Source organism: Puniceibacterium sediminis, assembly GCF_900188035.1.
Taxonomy (GTDB): domain Bacteria; phylum Pseudomonadota; class Alphaproteobacteria; order Rhodobacterales; family Rhodobacteraceae; genus Puniceibacterium; species Puniceibacterium sediminis.
The window spans coordinates 131,918-146,749 of record NZ_FZNN01000008.1 but is presented as its reverse complement, the minus strand read 5'-3'; the positions used below and the strand labels follow the sequence as shown (position 1 = coordinate 146,749).

15 protein-coding genes are annotated in these 14,832 nt (G+C 64.7%); 12 read left to right on the top strand and 3 right to left on the bottom strand.

Features of this window, described 5'->3' with window-relative positions:
* Positions 1-98 precede the first annotated feature (98 nt).
* Complete coding sequence (locus CHB75_RS10735; RefSeq protein ID WP_089270548.1) at positions 99-1,349, top strand: aminotransferase class V-fold PLP-dependent enzyme; 1,251 nt, start codon at positions 99-101, stop codon at positions 1,347-1,349.
* Positions 1,350-1,455: 106 nt separating this feature from the next.
* Here CHB75_RS10735 and CHB75_RS10730 read toward each other — a convergent pair whose 3' ends face one another.
* On the bottom strand, positions 1,456-1,977 hold the full coding sequence (locus CHB75_RS10730) for a winged helix DNA-binding protein (protein WP_245840890.1): 522 nt from the start codon (positions 1,975-1,977) through the stop codon (positions 1,456-1,458).
* A gap of 98 nt (positions 1,978-2,075) precedes the next feature.
* On the opposite strand from CHB75_RS10730, the gene CHB75_RS10725 reads away from it, so the two are divergent.
* The 8 genes from CHB75_RS10725 (at position 2,076) to CHB75_RS10690 (ending at position 9,945) form a co-directional block, all read left to right on the top strand.
* Positions 2,076-3,323, top strand: coding sequence for an NAD(P)/FAD-dependent oxidoreductase (locus CHB75_RS10725; RefSeq protein ID WP_089270547.1), 1,248 nt, complete (start codon positions 2,076-2,078; stop codon positions 3,321-3,323).
* Between the two features lie 30 nt (positions 3,324-3,353).
* Positions 3,354-4,331 carry a TRAP transporter substrate-binding protein gene (locus CHB75_RS10720; RefSeq protein WP_089270546.1) on the top strand — a complete coding sequence of 326 codons (978 nt, stop codon included), beginning with the start codon at positions 3,354-3,356 and terminating at the stop codon, positions 4,329-4,331.
* Between the two features lie 313 nt (positions 4,332-4,644).
* Entirely contained in the window at positions 4,645-5,178 is a 534-nt protein-coding gene (locus tag CHB75_RS10715) for a TRAP transporter small permease (protein WP_089270545.1), read from the top strand.
* Between the two features lies 1 nt (position 5,179).
* On the top strand, positions 5,180-6,487 hold the full coding sequence (locus CHB75_RS10710; protein ID WP_089270544.1) for a TRAP transporter large permease: 1,308 nt from the start codon (positions 5,180-5,182) through the stop codon (positions 6,485-6,487).
* Positions 6,488-6,490: 3 nt separating this feature from the next.
* Positions 6,491-7,411: a hypothetical protein gene (locus CHB75_RS10705; protein ID WP_089270543.1), complete on the top strand. Its 921-nt coding sequence runs from the start codon at positions 6,491-6,493 to the stop codon at positions 7,409-7,411.
* Positions 7,401-8,138, top strand: a complete 738-nt coding sequence (locus tag CHB75_RS10700; RefSeq protein WP_089270542.1) for a 5-oxoprolinase subunit B family protein — start codon at positions 7,401-7,403, stop codon at positions 8,136-8,138. Before CHB75_RS10705 ends, CHB75_RS10700 begins: the two co-directional genes overlap by 11 nt.
* On the top strand, positions 8,135-9,142 hold the full coding sequence (locus CHB75_RS10695; protein WP_089270541.1) for a 5-oxoprolinase subunit C family protein: 1,008 nt from the start codon (positions 8,135-8,137) through the stop codon (positions 9,140-9,142). Before CHB75_RS10700 ends, CHB75_RS10695 begins: the two co-directional genes overlap by 4 nt.
* Positions 9,143-9,153: 11 nt before the next feature.
* Positions 9,154-9,945, top strand: coding sequence for a LamB/YcsF family protein (locus tag CHB75_RS10690; protein ID WP_089270540.1), 792 nt, complete (start codon positions 9,154-9,156; stop codon positions 9,943-9,945).
* A 242-nt stretch (positions 9,946-10,187) separates the two neighbouring features.
* Here CHB75_RS10690 and CHB75_RS10685 read toward each other — a convergent pair whose 3' ends face one another.
* Both CHB75_RS10685 and CHB75_RS10680 read right to left on the bottom strand, forming a co-directional pair.
* The gene (locus CHB75_RS10685; protein ID WP_089270539.1) at positions 10,188-11,441 is read right to left on the bottom strand and encodes a glycerate kinase type-2 family protein; all 1,254 of its coding nucleotides are present in this window, start codon (positions 11,439-11,441) and stop codon (positions 10,188-10,190) included.
* 91 nt (positions 11,442-11,532) lie between these two features.
* A complete protein-coding gene (locus CHB75_RS10680; protein WP_089270538.1) occupies positions 11,533-12,498 on the bottom strand; it encodes a zinc ABC transporter substrate-binding protein in 966 nt (321 codons plus the stop codon).
* A gap of 170 nt (positions 12,499-12,668) precedes the next feature.
* Here CHB75_RS10680 and CHB75_RS10675 point away from each other — a divergent pair, with 170 nt between their 5' ends.
* From CHB75_RS10675 to CHB75_RS10665, 3 genes are read left to right on the top strand one after another with little or no spacing between them, the layout of a single operon-like run.
* A complete protein-coding gene (locus tag CHB75_RS10675) occupies positions 12,669-13,151 on the top strand; it encodes a transcriptional repressor (protein WP_089270537.1) in 483 nt (160 codons plus the stop codon).
* Between the two features lie 2 nt (positions 13,152-13,153).
* Positions 13,154-13,993 carry a metal ABC transporter ATP-binding protein gene (locus tag CHB75_RS10670; RefSeq protein WP_089270592.1) on the top strand — a complete coding sequence of 280 codons (840 nt, stop codon included), beginning with the start codon at positions 13,154-13,156 and terminating at the stop codon, positions 13,991-13,993.
* Positions 13,993-14,784: a metal ABC transporter permease gene (locus CHB75_RS10665; protein ID WP_089270536.1), complete on the top strand. Its 792-nt coding sequence runs from the start codon at positions 13,993-13,995 to the stop codon at positions 14,782-14,784. The genes CHB75_RS10670 and CHB75_RS10665 overlap by 1 nt, the downstream gene beginning before the upstream one ends.
* Positions 14,785-14,832: the final 48 nt, after the last annotated feature.

Genomic DNA, 14,832 nt, shown 5'->3' with positions numbered 1-14,832 from the left:
GGGGAAATCGGCATCAGTGGCATGCGTATGGTGCGGGATGTCGGCGACATCTGCAAACCCCATATTTGCCCCATTTCCCCACTACAGAAGGCCACCACATGTTTGACCAGAAACCCGGATTGCTGGACCAGGTCCGCGCGCGCTTTGCCCATGTCGACAGCTGTCCCTTCGACGGGCCGCGTGTGTTTTTCGAAAACGCCGGCGGGGCGCTGACGCTGAATTCGGTGGTCGACACGTCGGCTAAATTCGCCGCGATCCCCGACAATCAGGGCCGGGACAACGTCGCCTCTCATGCTTTGGTCGCTACCATTGACCGCGCGAAATCCGACATTCGCACCTTCTTCAATGCCCCCACCGGCGCCGTTTTTGTGGGTGAAAGCGGCACCGAGCTTACCTTTCGCCTGATCTGCGACGCGATCCTTGGCGCGGCACCGGGCGGCATCGTGCTGGGGGCGACCGTTGAACACCCCGCGTCCCGTTCGGCCTGCACACGCTGGGCCGCAGTGGCGGGCAAGGAGTACGTTCAGGTTCCCCATGACGACGCGCTGGGGCTGGTGACGGCCGAACAATATGCGCAGTACGTCACACCCGACACACGGGTCGCGACGATTCTGCACACCTCGCCGGTGACCGGCATGGCGATGGACGTGGCGGCGATTGCCCGCCTCATCCGCGCCACAGCGCCCGACGCCTATATCATCGTCGACGGCATCCAGCACGCCAGCCACGGTCGCATCGACATCGCATCCTATGACATCGACGGCTATGTGATCTCGCCCTACAAGGTGTTTTCGCGCCACGGCTACGGCATCGCCTGGGCCTCGGACCGGCTATCAGCCCTGCCGCACAACTCGCTTGTCGGCGGACCCGAGGGCAGCTGGGAACTCGGGACCCGAGACACCGGATCATACGCGACCTTTTCGGATGTGGTCGGGTATTTCGATTGGCTGGGCGGGGAATTCACCGACAGCACCGATCCCCGCGAACGGATCGAAGCAGCCGGCCAGGCGATCCATGCACACGAGGCGTCGCTGACCAACGCGATGCTGCAGGGCACCGGCAACCTGCCGGGGCTGGCCGAAATGCCCGGCGTGATCGTCATCGGCGGCGTCGACAATCCCGCGCGTGAAGGTCTGGTCTCCTTTGCCTCGGAAAACATCGCGGCGGTCGACATCGTTTCGGCGCTCAAGGCCGAGGGCATCCGCGTGCATCTGCGCAAGGATGACCACTATTCCGGCAATATCCTGACCCCACTGGGGCAAAAGGGCTGCGTGCGCGTGTCGCTGTGCCACTACAACTCTCAGGCCGAAGTGGCCGCGTTTCTGGCCGCGTTGCAGCGGATCCTGTAGCGCGCGGGCGGCGGGTAGGGCCCTGCGTGCAGGTAAGAAACCCGCCCGAAATCAAGCCGCAGGCGTTGCCCGGCGCCTGCGTTGCACTGACCTCCCGCAGGGCCGTTCAATACGTCGTCGCCGCCCGTGCCGCCTGATCGTACTGGCCTGACATCAGCCGCAGCAGCGTCGACAGACGCGTGATCTGTTCCGGCTCAAACCCCAGCTCACCCACCGCACTCAGCAGCAGCGCATCGCGGATCTCGCGGTATTTTTCGCAGGCGGTGGCACCTTCCTCGGTGGCCGAAACCGTCTTTTCCTTGCCCTGCCGCCCTTCGACGACAAGGCCCGCACGGGCCAATTTCTTGATCGCGTAGTTGACGGTATGCGTATCCTCGATGTTCAGCACCAGACACAGATCGGCCAGCCGCTTGGGCCGCTCACGGTGATAGACCGAATGCAGCACCAGCACCTCAAGCGCGGTCAGCCCCGGATGCCCCGCCGTCGCCATGGCACGCACAATCCAGCGCTGAAACGCATTGTTCGCCAGCGTCAGCCCGAATTCGAACTCTGATATCTCGGGAAAGGCACCGCCCGCCAGATGGGCCGACGACACGACCGGTCCTAGATCATTCTGTTTCATGAGCATCAGCAAAGCCGATCCTGACAATTTGTCAACATTTTGTTGACGTGGTGTCAGTCTAGTTCAGAATGCCGGGATGGAATCACTCATGGCCGGTACCTGATATGTCCACCCATCAAGATCATGTCGTCGTCATCGGTGCCGGAATTGTCGGCGTATCCACTGCGATCTGGCTGCGCCGTTATGGGGCCGCTGTCACACTGGTCGACCGCGCCCCCCCGGGCGAGGGCACATCCCATGGCAATGGCGGGGTGCTTGCCGCCTGCGCCATGCTGCCGGTCACCGCCCCCGGGCTGATCCGCAAGGCACCGGGCATGTTGCTGGACCGCGACGCGCCCCTGTTCCTGAAATGGGCCTACCTGCCGCGCCTGCTGCCCTGGCTGATGAAATACCTCAGCCACGCCAATGCGCCGGACACCCGGCGTCTTGCCCAGGGCCTTTCGCCCATCGTGTCGGACAGCGTCGATCAGCACATGGCCCTGACCGATGGCCTGTCGGCGCGCTCCTTCGTGGTACCCAGCGATTATGCCTATGCCTATGCCAATCGTGCTGATTTTGACGCCGACGCATCCTCCTGGGCTTTGCGCGCCGAACACGGCTTTACCCCGCGCCTGATCGAAGGCGCTGCCGTGCAGGAATATGAACCGGCTCTCGGTCCATCGATCCACTGCCTCGCGGTGATGCAGGACCACGGTCATGTCCGCGACCCCGGCGGTTATGTCAAAGCGCTGGCAAAGGATTTTGAGGCGATGGGCGGCGTGATCCGCCAGACCGCTGTGCAGGACGTCACCCTGACCGACGGTCGTATCACCGAGGTGCTGACAGCCGATGGCCCAATCGCCTGCGACCGGGCTGTCATTGCCTCGGGCATCTGGTCCGGCCCGCTGATGAAAAAGCTCGACCTGAACATCCCGCTGGAATCCGAACGCGGCTATCACATCGTGTTTCAGGGCGCGCAGAACGGTCCACGGATGCCCTTCATGATCCAGTCCGGAAAATTCGTCGCCACGCCGATGGACGACGGGCTGCGCTGCGCCGGAATCGTTGAATTTGGTGGCCTTGATGCGCCCCCCTCGCGCGCGCCGTTTGAGCTGCTGCGCCGACACGTCAAACGCGCCTTCCCGGGGCTGACCCACGGGGAAGAGGTTGAATGGATGGGCCATCGCCCCGCCACCACCGACAGCCTGCCGCTCATCGGGCAGGTCCGCGAGACGGGAATATACGCCGCTTTTGGCCATCAGCACATCGGCCTGACCGCGGGTCCAAAGACAGGTCGGCTGCTTGCCGGTCTCATGACGGGACAACCGTCCAATACCGACCTGACCCCGTACCAACCGGGGCGGTTTACTTAATGTATCACATTCAACACGGGAGATACTGATATGAAACTGTTTGCAAATACTCTAACGGGACTTGCCTGCGCCACGGCGCTGACCGCGCCCGCCATGGCCGAAACATGGGATATGCCGATGGCCTATTCCGCGACCAACTTCCACTCGGCCACTGGCGCGGAATTCGCCAATTGCGTGACCACCGGCACCATGGGCGAGGTCGAGATCGTGACCCACCCGGGCGGCGCGCTGTTCGCCGGCGCCGATATCAAGCGCGCGATCCAGACCGGTCAGGTGCCCATCGGTGAACGCCTGTTGTCCGGCCACGCCAATGAAAACGCTATCTTCGGCTTTGACTCCATCCCCTTCCTGTCGCCCAGCTTTGACGACCACGCCAAGCTGTGGGAGGCCGCCAAGCCCGAGATCGAGAGCGTTCTGGCCGATCAGAACCTGCACCTGCTCTATTCCGTGCCGTGGCCGCCCCAGGGGCTGTATTTCAACAAAGAGGTGAACTCGGTCGCCGACATGGCAGGCATCAAGTTCCGCTCTTACAACAACGCGACCGCGCGTCTGGCCGAACTGACCGGCATGGCCCCCGTCACGATCGAAGCCGCCGAACTCAGCCAGGCCTTTGCCACCGGCGTTGCGGAATCGATGATTTCTTCGGGGGCTACGGGCTATGACCAGAAGGTCTGGGAATCGCTCACACACTTCTATCAGGTCGATGCCTGGCTGCCGCGCAACTACATCATGGTCAACGCCGAGGTCTGGGCAGATACATCCGACGCCAGCAAGGCCGTGATCGAAGGCTGCGCGGCTCTGGCCGAATATGCCGGGCTGTATCGCTCCAAGGAATACACCAACTTCACCTATGAGGGCCTGCGCGCCGGCGGCATGATGGTACAACCCCCGTCGGAACAGCTCGAATCCGAACTGCGCGCCGTGGGCGAGACGATGACCACCGAATGGCTGGAACAGGCCGGTGCCGCCGGTCAGACCATCATCGACAACTACCACGCGATGCAGTGACGTGACACTCAACATAGTTGCTGTGGCACGAATGAAGGCACCTGCGCGGAAACAAGGCCGCAAGGCCGCCGCGCATCGTCGGGCCGCCCCCCGGCACGGCGATTTGATGAGGCTGGGTGTTACGTACTTAGGTCAGACGTACGTTGCGGGATAAAGTGCCACGCTCGACCGTTGCATCGCCGAACCGCGGCCCAACGATGCGCGGCTCGTGCTTAAATATGACCGTGGTGCGGGCTGAAACGCCTTTCCACACAATTATGACGCGGTGGTCCCTTTCGGGGCCACCCTATCTGTCAGGAACCCGGAGGCTGCGATGACCGCACTCAGATCCTTGCGACGTGGGCTGGATGCTCTGTACCTTGGCGCGGGCATACTCGCCGCGCTTTGCCTGATTGCCATCCTGCTGCTGATCATCGCCCAGATGCTGGCCCGCTGGACCGGCACTGTCTTTCCGGGCGGTGCCTCCTATGCCGGCTATGCCATGGCGGCGGCATCCTTCCTGTCCTTTGCCAACGCCCTGAACCGGGGCGCACATATCCGGGTGTCGATCCTGCTGGGCGCAGTGCCCAAACGCGTGCGCTGGCTGCTGGAAATCTGGTGCTTTGGCCTTGGCGCGGCGATTGCGTGGTATTTCACTTACTACGCCTACTGGTTCACTTATTGGTCGTGGAAATTCAACGAAGTCTCACAATCGCAGGACGCCACCGCCCTCTGGATACCCCAGTCGGTCATGGTCTTTGGCGGCGGCATCCTTGCCATCGCGCTGACCGACCATCTGATCCACGTGCTGGTCAAGGGCGATCACCGCATCACCCGCGATCTTGTCGATCAAAGCCACGGAGAGTGACATGACCGAACTCTACGCCATCGCGCTCTTCCTCTTTGTGCTGTTCCTGCTGCTCGGCACCGGCCTCTGGGTCGGCCTTGCACTGATGGGCGTTGCATGGGTCGGGATGGAGCTTTTCACCACCCGCCCCGTGGGTGACGTCATGGTCACGACAATCTGGGCCACCTCGTCCAGCTGGACCCTGACCGCGCTGCCACTGTTCATCTGGATGGGCGAGGTATTGTACCGCACACGCCTGTCCGAGGATATGTTCAAGGGCCTCTCCCCATGGCTTGCCCGCCTGCCGGGTGGCCTCGTCCATACCAATATCGTCGGCTGTACGGTCTTTGCCGCTGTGTCGGGGTCATCCGCCGCAACGCTGTCCACCGTGGGCAAGATGTCGATCCCGGAACTGCGCGCGCGCAACTATCCAGAACGGCTGATCATCGGCACGCTGGCCGGGGCGGCAACGCTGGGCCTGATGATCCCGCCCAGCCTCGCGCTGATCGTTTATGGCGTGTCGGTCAACGAATCCATCACCGCGCTGTTCTTTGCCGGGGTCATCCCGGGCCTTGTTCTGGCGGTGATGTTCATGGGCTACGTCGCACTTTACGCCACATTCTCGAAAACCTGGGCACCCATCGCCGAAACCGGCATGTCCTTCGCGGAAAAGCTGCGCAACTCCCGCTTCCTGCTGCCGGTGATCTGCCTCATCGTCGTGGTGATCGGCTCCATGTACCTCGGCTTTGCCACCGCAACCGAGGCTGCGGCCTTTGGAGTCATCGGCGCGCTTGTCCTTGCCGCCGGGCAGGGGTCGCTGAACTGGCAAACCTTCAATGCCAGCCTGATGGGCGCAACCCGCACCAGCGCCATGATCGCCCTCATCCTGATCGGCGCGGCCTTCCTCAAACTCTCCATGGGTTTTACCGGCCTGCCACGCGCACTGGCCGACCTGATCGCATCCATGGAGCTCAGCCGCTTCCAGCTGCTCATGGCGCTCCTGGTGTTCTACATCGTGCTGGGCATGTTCCTTGACGGCATATCTTCGGTCGTCCTGACCATGGCGGTGGTCGAACCCATGGTACGCGAGGCAGGCATCGACCTCATCTGGTTCGGCATCTTCGTCGTGGTGGTGGTCGAAATGGCGCAGATCACTCCGCCCATAGGCTTCAACCTGTTCGTCCTCCAAGGCATGACGGACCACGAAATGGGCTATATCACCCGCGCCGCGATGCCGATGTTCCTGATCATGGTGGTCATGGTCTTCGTGCTGATCTGGCTGCCGGATCTCGCACTCTGGCTACCCGACACCATCCGCGAGGCCCGATGACCCGTGACCCTGCTGCATTTCCTTGCGCGTCACGCGCGGCTTTGTCTTGTGCTGGGGCTGCTGGCCGGGCTGGTGCTGCCGGATCTGGCGCAAACCCTGCGGCCCTGGCTGCCCGAACTGGTCGCGCTGCTGCTGTTCCTCACCGCGCTGCGGGTCGGGCCACGGGCGGCTCTGGGCGGTCTGGCGCTGGGGCGGCGGTCGCTGGGCGTGGTGGCGGTGTTGCAGGTCGCACTGCCCCTGATCGCCGTTGCGATCTGCGCTGGTCTTGGCGTGCTGGACACGCCTTTTGCGCTGGCCGTGGTGCTGATGCTGGCGGCCCCCTCGGTCACCGGCGCGCCGAATTTCGCGATCATGGCGGGGCAGGATCCCGCCCCGGCGATGCGCATATTGGTGCTGGGCACACTGCTGTTTCCGCTGACGGTGCTGCCGCTGCTTGCCCTGCTGCCGCAGCTTGGCGGGGCCGGGGCCGCGCTTGCCGCCGTGATGCGGCTGATCATGGTCACCATGCTCGCGGTGGCGGGCGGCTTCGCGCTCCGCGCCTTCTGCCTGCCAAGCCCGTCACAGGATCAGACCCGCGCGCTCGACGGCATTTCGGCGCTGGCGCTGGCGGTGATCGTCGTGGGCCTCATGTCGGCCATCGGCCCGCTCGCACGTACCGACCCGGCACGGCTGTCCATCTGGCTCGCGGCAGTGGTGGCGGTGAATTTCGGACTGCAACTGATCAGCTTTGCGCTGCTGCGCCGGGTCTGGGGGCCACAGGGCTGGGCCGTGCCGGTGTCGATCATCGCGGGCAACCGCAACATCGCGCTGTTTCTGGTCGCCCTGCCGGTGGGTGTGACCGATCCGCTGCTGGTCTTTATCGGCTGTTACCAGATCCCCATGTACCTCACACCCATCCTGCTGAGGCGTATTTATGACCGATAACCCCGCCTTCCCGCGCATCCGCAGCGTCGGCACCGACGGCCTTCTGGTCAGCTTTGGCGACCGCCTGTCCGAACCCGCCAACCGCGCTGCCCTTGCCTTTCGCGCCGCTGTCGACCGGGCGGGCTGGACCGGGGTCGAGGAAACCTCGACCTCGCTCGTTTCAACCTATCTCAGGTTCGACCCGCTCGGGCCGGGCGCGGATGCACTGAAACCGCAGCTGGAACAGCTGCTGGCGCAAAGGGACTGGACCTCGGCGGATCTGCCCGCGGGACGGCGGTTTTTCCGCATCCCCACGGTCTACGGCACCGACCGCGCCCCGCAACTGGCCGAGGCCGCTGCCGTCGCAGGCCTCACCGTCGAACAGGCCATCGAATCGATCTCATCCGCGCGGGTCCGCGTCACCACCATCGGTTTCGCCCCCGGTCAGCCCTATTTGGGTGAATTGCCAAAGGTCTGGGACATTCCCCGCCAGAACGCGCTGACACCAACCGTGCCGATGGGCGCGCTGGTGGTCGCCATTCGCCAGCTCGTGCTGTTTTCGGTCACCACCCCAACCGGCTGGCGGCATATCGGCCAGACCGCCTTTCGCCTGTTTCGCCCCGACAGCGACACGCCCTTCGTCCTGCGCCCGGGGGATGAGGCGCAGTTCGTGCCCACCGCCCCCGAACATCTGGCCAATATGGACGCAGACCCCGATGGCGGCGCCACATCAGAGGCGATCCGATGAGCCTGCTGACAGTCCACCGCGCAGGTCCCGGAATAACGGTGCAGGACATGGGCCGCAGTGGCACACTGGCCTTTGGCCTGTCACGCGGCGGCGCGATGGACCGGCTGGCGCTTGCCGAAGGGGCCGCACTGCTGGGGCAGGGGGCAGACCTTGCCGTGCTGGAAATGGCCGGGACGGGTGGCCGGTTTGAGGTGGATCGCGACACGCGCATCGCCCTGACCGGCGCGCCGATGCGGGTGACACTGGACGGCGCAAACCTGACCTGGGGGGCATCCCATCTGCTACCCAAGGGCGCCATTCTGGACATCGGCCCGGTGACTGCAGGCGCCTATGGCTATCTGCATGTGGGTGGCGGCATCGACGTCCCGCAAGTGCTGGGTGCCCGCTCGACTCATCTCGCCGCAGGCTTGGGCAAACCCGTCGCAGCGGGGGATCGCCTGCCGCTGGGCACAGACGTGGGCGGCGACACGGGCCTGCACCTGCCGCAAGCCGACCGGTTCAATGGCGGCACTGTGCGTGTCGTCCCCAGCCTTCAAACCGAATTGTTCCCGCAGGATCAGCGCGACCGTTTTGCCAAGACCCGTTTCAAACGTGACACCCGCGCCAATCGGATGGGCGTTCGCCTCGACAGTCAGGGCGAAGGTTTCAGCGTGTCGGGCGGGCTGTCGGTCGTGTCGGAAATGATCGTACCGGGCGATATTCAGGTGACCGGCGACGGCGCGCCCTTTGTGCTGATGGCCGAAAGCCAGACCACCGGCGGCTATCCCCGCATTGGCACCGTGCTGCCCTGCGATCTGCCGCGCGTGGCGCAGGCCCCGGCAGGCGCGACACTGGAATTCCGCTTTGTGACCATGGCAGACGCGCTTGAGGCTGAGCGCCGCTTTCGCGCCGAGATCAAAGGCCTGCCCCGGCAGATCAAACCGCTGGTGCGCGACCCGCACGACATCCGCGATCTGCTGTCCTACCAGCTGATCAGCGGCGTGACCGCAGGCGGTGATATTTAAGGAGAGATGACATGACCAGAACCGTCGATCTGAACGCCGACATGGGCGAAAGCTTTGGCCCCTGGGTGATGGGCACGGACGCGGAATTGCTGCGCGTCGTGACATCGGCCAATGTCGCCTGTGGATTTCATGCCGGCGACTGGGACGTGATGGCCACGACGATGCGCGAAGCGGTGGCCAGTGGCACCGGCATCGGCGCGCATCCCGGGTTTCCCGACCTTCAGGGATTTGGCCGCCGCCGAATGGACCTGCCGCACGGCTCCTTACGCAATCTGGTCCGCTACCAACTGGGCGCGGCCCGGGCGATGGCTGCGGCCGAAGGGGGCACTGTCCGGCATCTGAAACTGCACGGGATGCTGGCCAACATGGCCTCTGCCGACGCGGCGATGGCGCGCGCCTGTTATCAGGGCGCGCTGGACGTGGACCCGGATATCATCGTGATGGTGCTGGCCGCGACGGCGCAGCAGGACGCGGTCGAAGCTTTGGGCTGTAACTGGGCAGGTGAAATTTTTGCCGACCGCGCCTATAACGACGATGCGACGCTGGTTGATCGCAGCCAACCCGGCGCGGTGATCCATGACCCAGAACTCGCCGGTCGGCGGATGGTGGAAATGGTCGCGGCAGGGGCCATCGTGACAGAAAGCGGCAAGCGTATCCCGGCGGCGGTCGACACGATCTGTTTGCATGGCGACGGCAAGACCGCGCTGGACATCGCCCGGTCGGTCAAGGCGGCGCTGGAAGCCGACGGCGTGACCCTGAAGCCCTTTGCGGGTCGGGTCGGTAAGGTTTCGGTCCAAGGTTGAGCGCACCAGAGGGCCGCGCCTGCCCGTGGGGTGGCGCTGCCAACCTATGAGCAGGGCACTTTATCCCTCAACCACCCTCTTACCTCCGATATCCGCGCTAACCTCACCAAAGCGCCAGCCCGCCCAAACGGGCAGGCGCTGCCCGGCGCGCTGTGCGCTTGATTCCGGGCTGGGAGCTTGGCTTCCGAGCCTAGTCTATCTGACAACCTCGTGGGGTTGGTTGTCAATTTGCGCTACCCGCCTCACGGCCGGATCAGCAGCACCTGAACATCGGCCACATTTGTGCCCGTGGCCCCCGTCATCAGCAAATCGCCCGCCGCCGCCAAAGCCGCATAACTGTCGTTGTTTTCCAACAGCTTGCCGACATCCTGACCCGCCCCGGAAATCCGGTTAATAGTGCCTGAGTCCACCACCCCACCAGCCGCATCGGTGGGTCCGTCGCGCCCGTCGGTGCCGCCTGACAGGAACAGCCAGTCCTGCGCCAGATCGGGGGCGGACAACGCCACGCGCAGGGCAAGTTCCTGATTGCGTCCGCCACGCCCGTCGCCGCGCAGGATCACCGTGGTTTCACCGCCAAACAGCAGTGCCGTGGGCACCTCGACCGGGGTCATCAGGGCCAGAACCTCTTGCGCCGCCGAATCCACATCACCAACCAATGGCGTGGCTGACTGGCGCACGGCCCAGCCCTCGACCCGGGCCAGGTCGGCCATTGCCGTCACCGACTGACCGTTCGACCCGACCATGATGTTGATCGCCTCTGGCACCGGTTCGACCGCGCGGGCCGTGGCCAGTGCGTCGCGTGCTGACGCGGGCAGCTTGTCCCAAAGACCATGCCGTTCCAGCATGGCGCGCGCCTCGGCTGCGGTGCCGATGGGCCCGACCGTGGGACCCGATGCGATGGCGCGCAGATCGTCGCCGATGACGTCCGATAGGATCAGCGCGGTCACAGGGGCAGGCGCCGCACGGCGCAGGAAACCGCCGCCCTTCAGCTTTGACAACTGCTGTCGCACCAGATTCATCGCAACGATATCAAGGCCGCCTGACAGCAGCACCTGATTGACCGCTGCCTTGTCGGCCAGGGTCAGCCCCTTGATCGGGGCAGGCAGCAGCGCCGAACCCCCGCCCGAAATCAGCGCGATCACCTGATCCTCGGCCCCGCAGGTATCGAGCAGATCCATCACCGCCTGACCCGCGGCTTCACCGGCTGCATCGGGCACCGGGTGGCCCGCGTTCAGCACCCGGGCACCGGGTACCTTTTGCGTATTCTCATGATGGGTGACGGCCAGTGCCTCAAACGGGCCGCTGACGTGTTTCAGCGCCTCGGCCAGCATGGTCGGCGCGGCCTTGCCCACCGCGATCAGCACGGTGCGGCCCTTGGGTTGCGGCAGCGGCGTCAGCGCCAGCTGCCGACGCACGGCCAATGCGGGATCGGCGGCGGTAACAGCCGCGTCGAACAGGCGGCGCGCAAGGGCACGCAAATCTTGGGTCTGGGTCATGGGGCGCTTTCCTGAGTGTGCGCAGAAAAGCCCTGTCATCACCGGGCTGTCAAGCCGACAGCCCGGTTTAGATCAATGGTCGCAGCCTGGCTCAGCTGGCCGGTGTCAGACAATCCGCGATCCGGTCCGCCGTGTCGGTGATCAGCGCAGGATAAAAACCCGCGCCATCGGGAAGGGCTGCACCAAGGGGGTCGACTTCGCTCACCTGCAACGATGCCGTATCGCCCAGGGCCTGCAAAAACCCCTCCGGTCCACCCGGTTCCGCCAGAACGCAGGTCACGCCGCGCTGCATCAGGGCTGCGCGCAGGGATGCCAGCCGGGCAGGCCCGGGGGTGGTCGCATCGCTCAGGGAAATGGCGCCAAGCGGGTGCAGATCAAAGACTTCTTCGAAATACTGATAGGCATCGTGGAGCGACAGGTAGGGGGTCTCATGCACCGGCGACAGGCGGGCCTGCGCCTGACCGACCGCTGCGGTTACGGCTGCCTTGGCGGCGGCAGCATTGGCGGCGTAGGTGTCGGCATTGTCCGGGTCAAGCTTCGAGAGCTGCGTCGCGATCGCATCTAGCCAGAGCAGCGCGTTGTCCGGGTCAAGCCACAGATGCGGATCATGGGCCGCATCGCCATGGTCATGCTCCGCGCCGTGATCCTCTGCCTCATGCTCATCGCCATGCTCGTCGTCGTGCCCGTGATCCTCCACCTCGCCAAACACCGCCTCGGTCCGGCTTGGCAACAGGTGGCTGCCCGGCAGATCGGCCAGGGTCATGATCAGGGCGCCACCGGCCAAGGTCTCAAGCGGTTTGACAAGGTTGGGCATAAGGTCCGGACCTATCCAGACGACCAGATCCGCGCCTTGCAGATGGCCCGCCTCGGACGGTCGCAGGGCGTGATCATGCGGCGAGGCACCCCGGGGCACAACCAGCGCGGGCTGGCCAAGATCCCCCATGACAGCGGCAACAAGGCCCTGAACCGGGGCGATATCGGTGGCAACCTTTGGTACCTCGGCAAGCGCGGCAGTGGTCGTGGCCAGCAGGGCCGGGAGGAGGAGACGTTTCAGCATGGGATATCCTTTTGCGTGGTGTTTCGGCGGTCAGCGGGTGCAGGCACGGGCAGTTCGCGTTTTGTGCGTTGCGTCCGGAACCGTGCGATGTGAGATTTAGTGCTTGTTAGGTGTTATGATATAACATATCAATCCCCAAACGCAATGAAACCCAAACGCGGGGTGACGCCATGGATGCCGTCGGATTTGAACACCACGATCACAAAAGCTGTATCGCCTCGAACCTTCGCACCGTTTCGGATGCCTGCGCCGACAAGGGGTTGCAACTGACGCCCGTGCGCCGCCGGGTGGTCGAAATCCTGCTGCAGGAACATCGCGCCATGGGGGCCTATGACGTGCTGGATCACCTGCGCGCCGAAGGGTTGGGATCGCAGCCGCCCGTGGCCTATAGGGCATTGGAATTCCTCGTGAAAAATGGCTTTGCGCACAAGATTGAACGCCTGAACGCCTTTGTCGCCTGCGCCCATCCCGGGGAACGCCACGCGCCGGCCTTTCTGATCTGTCGCAAATGCGACGCCGTGGCCGAGGCACATATCGCCGACGCGACCAACACGGTCTGCGACGCCGCCGCAGAACTGGGTTTCGCCGTCGAACGCATGGTGATCGAGGCCGAAGGCCTGTGCCCCACCTGCCAGCCCGAGGTCGCAGCATGATCATGAGCGGGGGCAAACACGACACCACCCAACCCCTGATCGAGGCGCGTAGCCTCTCGGTGCGCTATGGCCGGTCGGTGGCATTGCAGGGCGTCGATCTGGCAGTGCACGCCGAAGAGATCGTGACCATCGTCGGCCCGAACGGCTCTGGCAAATCCACGCTTTTGCGCGCGCTGATCGGGGCGCTGCCGCTGGCCGCGGGTCAGGTGGTCCGCAAGCGGGGGCTGCGGCTGGGCTATGTGCCGCAAAAGCTGCAAGTTGACCCGACCCTGCCGATTACCGTGGGGCGGTTTCTGGATCTGCCGCGCCGCGTCACGGCGCAGGAACGCGAAGCGGTGCTGACCGAAGCCGGGGCCGGGGCACTGGAACACCGTCAGCTGGCCGATCTGTCCGGTGGCCAGTTTCAGCGCGTGCTGCTCGCCCGCGCATTGCTGAACAAACCCGAGATCCTGCTGCTGGACGAACCGACCCAAGGGCTTGATCAGCCGGGATCAGCGGCCTTTTACCGGCAGATCGAACATATCCGGGGGCGGCTCGGCTGTGCCGTGCTGATGGTCAGCCACGAACTCCACGTCGTCATGGCGGCCTCGGACAGGGTTGTCTGTCTCAACGGCCATGTCTGCTGCGCCGGGACACCTGACGTGGTGGCGCAGGCCGCCGAATACCGCGCGCTGTTCGGCTCGGGCACGCAAGGCGCGCTGGCGCTCTACCGGCATGAACACACCCACAGCCATGACCACGGACATGCGCATCACGACCATGGGCACGTCCACGAGCACCATAGCCACAGCCATGACCACGCACATGGCGCACAGGCACCCAAGACGGAGAAAACCCACTGATGCTGGACGATTTTCTGATCCGCGCGGCGCTGGCCGGGCTGGGCGTGGCACTGGCCGCAGCACCCTTGGGGTGTTTCGTGGTCTGGCGCCGCATGGCCTATTTCGGCGATGCCACGGCCCATGCGGCAATCCTGGGCGTCGTGCTGTCACTGGCGCTGTCGATGTCGGTCTTTGCCGGGGCACTGGCCGTGGCTCTGGCCATGGCCGTGACAGTGTCGTCGCTGTCCGGGCGCGGCTACGGGATGGACACGATGCTGGGGGTGCTGGCACATTCGTCGCTGGCCTTCGGGCTTGTGGCCGTGACCTTTCTGCCCGGGGTGCGGATTGACCTCTCGGCCTACCTGTTCGGCGATATCCTTGCGGTGTCCAAGGGCGATCTGCTGGTGATCTGGGGCGGCGCTGCGGTCGTGCTTGGCCTGCTCTGGGCGCGCTGGCAACAGCTGCTGCTGTCCACGCTGTCACCGGATCTGGCCTATTCCGCCGGTATCAATCCGCGCCGCGAACAGCTGGTGCTGACGCTTGCCTTGGCCATCGTGGTTGCGGTCGCGATCAAGGTGGTTGGCGCGCTGCTGATCGGCGCGATGCTGATCATCCCCGCCGCCGCCGCGCGTGCGCTTAGCACGACACCGGAACGAATGGCCGTCCTCGCTGCCGTGATCGGCGGGCTGGCCGCACTTGGCGGGTTGCAGGGGGCATTCCTGCTCGACACACCTGCGGGGCCGTCGATGGTCTGCGTCGCTGCGATATTCTTTGCCGTGACGACACTGTTCCGACGCCCCGGTCGGGGCTGAAACAGGGCGGCGGGCCAACGAACGCTCAGACCGATTGCGCCCGCCTGC

What these genes read in the sequence shown, in the direction of transcription:
- CHB75_RS10725 (WP_089270547.1), top strand. Translation starts at nt 2,076, where the DNA reads ATGTCCACCCATCAAGATCATGTCGTCGTCATCGGTGCCGGAATTGTC.
- CHB75_RS10720 (WP_089270546.1), top strand. Translation starts at nt 3,354, where the DNA reads ATGAAACTGTTTGCAAATACTCTAACGGGACTTGCCTGCGCCACGGCG.
- CHB75_RS10680 (WP_089270538.1), bottom strand. Translation starts at nt 12,498, where the DNA reads ATGCTGAAACGTCTCCTCCTCCCGGCCCTGCTGGCCACGACCACTGCC.
- CHB75_RS10690 (WP_089270540.1), top strand. Translation starts at nt 9,154, where the DNA reads ATGACCAGAACCGTCGATCTGAACGCCGACATGGGCGAAAGCTTTGGC.
- CHB75_RS10715 (WP_089270545.1), top strand. Translation starts at nt 4,645, where the DNA reads ATGACCGCACTCAGATCCTTGCGACGTGGGCTGGATGCTCTGTACCTT.
- CHB75_RS10735 (WP_089270548.1), top strand. Translation starts at nt 99, where the DNA reads ATGTTTGACCAGAAACCCGGATTGCTGGACCAGGTCCGCGCGCGCTTT.
- CHB75_RS10670 (WP_089270592.1), top strand. Translation starts at nt 13,154, where the DNA reads ATGAGCGGGGGCAAACACGACACCACCCAACCCCTGATCGAGGCGCGT.
- CHB75_RS10695 (WP_089270541.1), top strand. Translation starts at nt 8,135, where the DNA reads ATGAGCCTGCTGACAGTCCACCGCGCAGGTCCCGGAATAACGGTGCAG.
- CHB75_RS10665 (WP_089270536.1), top strand. Translation starts at nt 13,993, where the DNA reads ATGCTGGACGATTTTCTGATCCGCGCGGCGCTGGCCGGGCTGGGCGTG.
- CHB75_RS10730 (WP_245840890.1), bottom strand. Translation starts at nt 1,977, where the DNA reads ATGCTCATGAAACAGAATGATCTAGGACCGGTCGTGTCGTCGGCCCAT.
- CHB75_RS10675 (WP_089270537.1), top strand. Translation starts at nt 12,669, where the DNA reads ATGGATGCCGTCGGATTTGAACACCACGATCACAAAAGCTGTATCGCC.
- CHB75_RS10710 (WP_089270544.1), top strand. Translation starts at nt 5,180, where the DNA reads ATGACCGAACTCTACGCCATCGCGCTCTTCCTCTTTGTGCTGTTCCTG.
- CHB75_RS10685 (WP_089270539.1), bottom strand. Translation starts at nt 11,441, where the DNA reads ATGACCCAGACCCAAGATTTGCGTGCCCTTGCGCGCCGCCTGTTCGAC.
- CHB75_RS10700 (WP_089270542.1), top strand. Translation starts at nt 7,401, where the DNA reads ATGACCGATAACCCCGCCTTCCCGCGCATCCGCAGCGTCGGCACCGAC.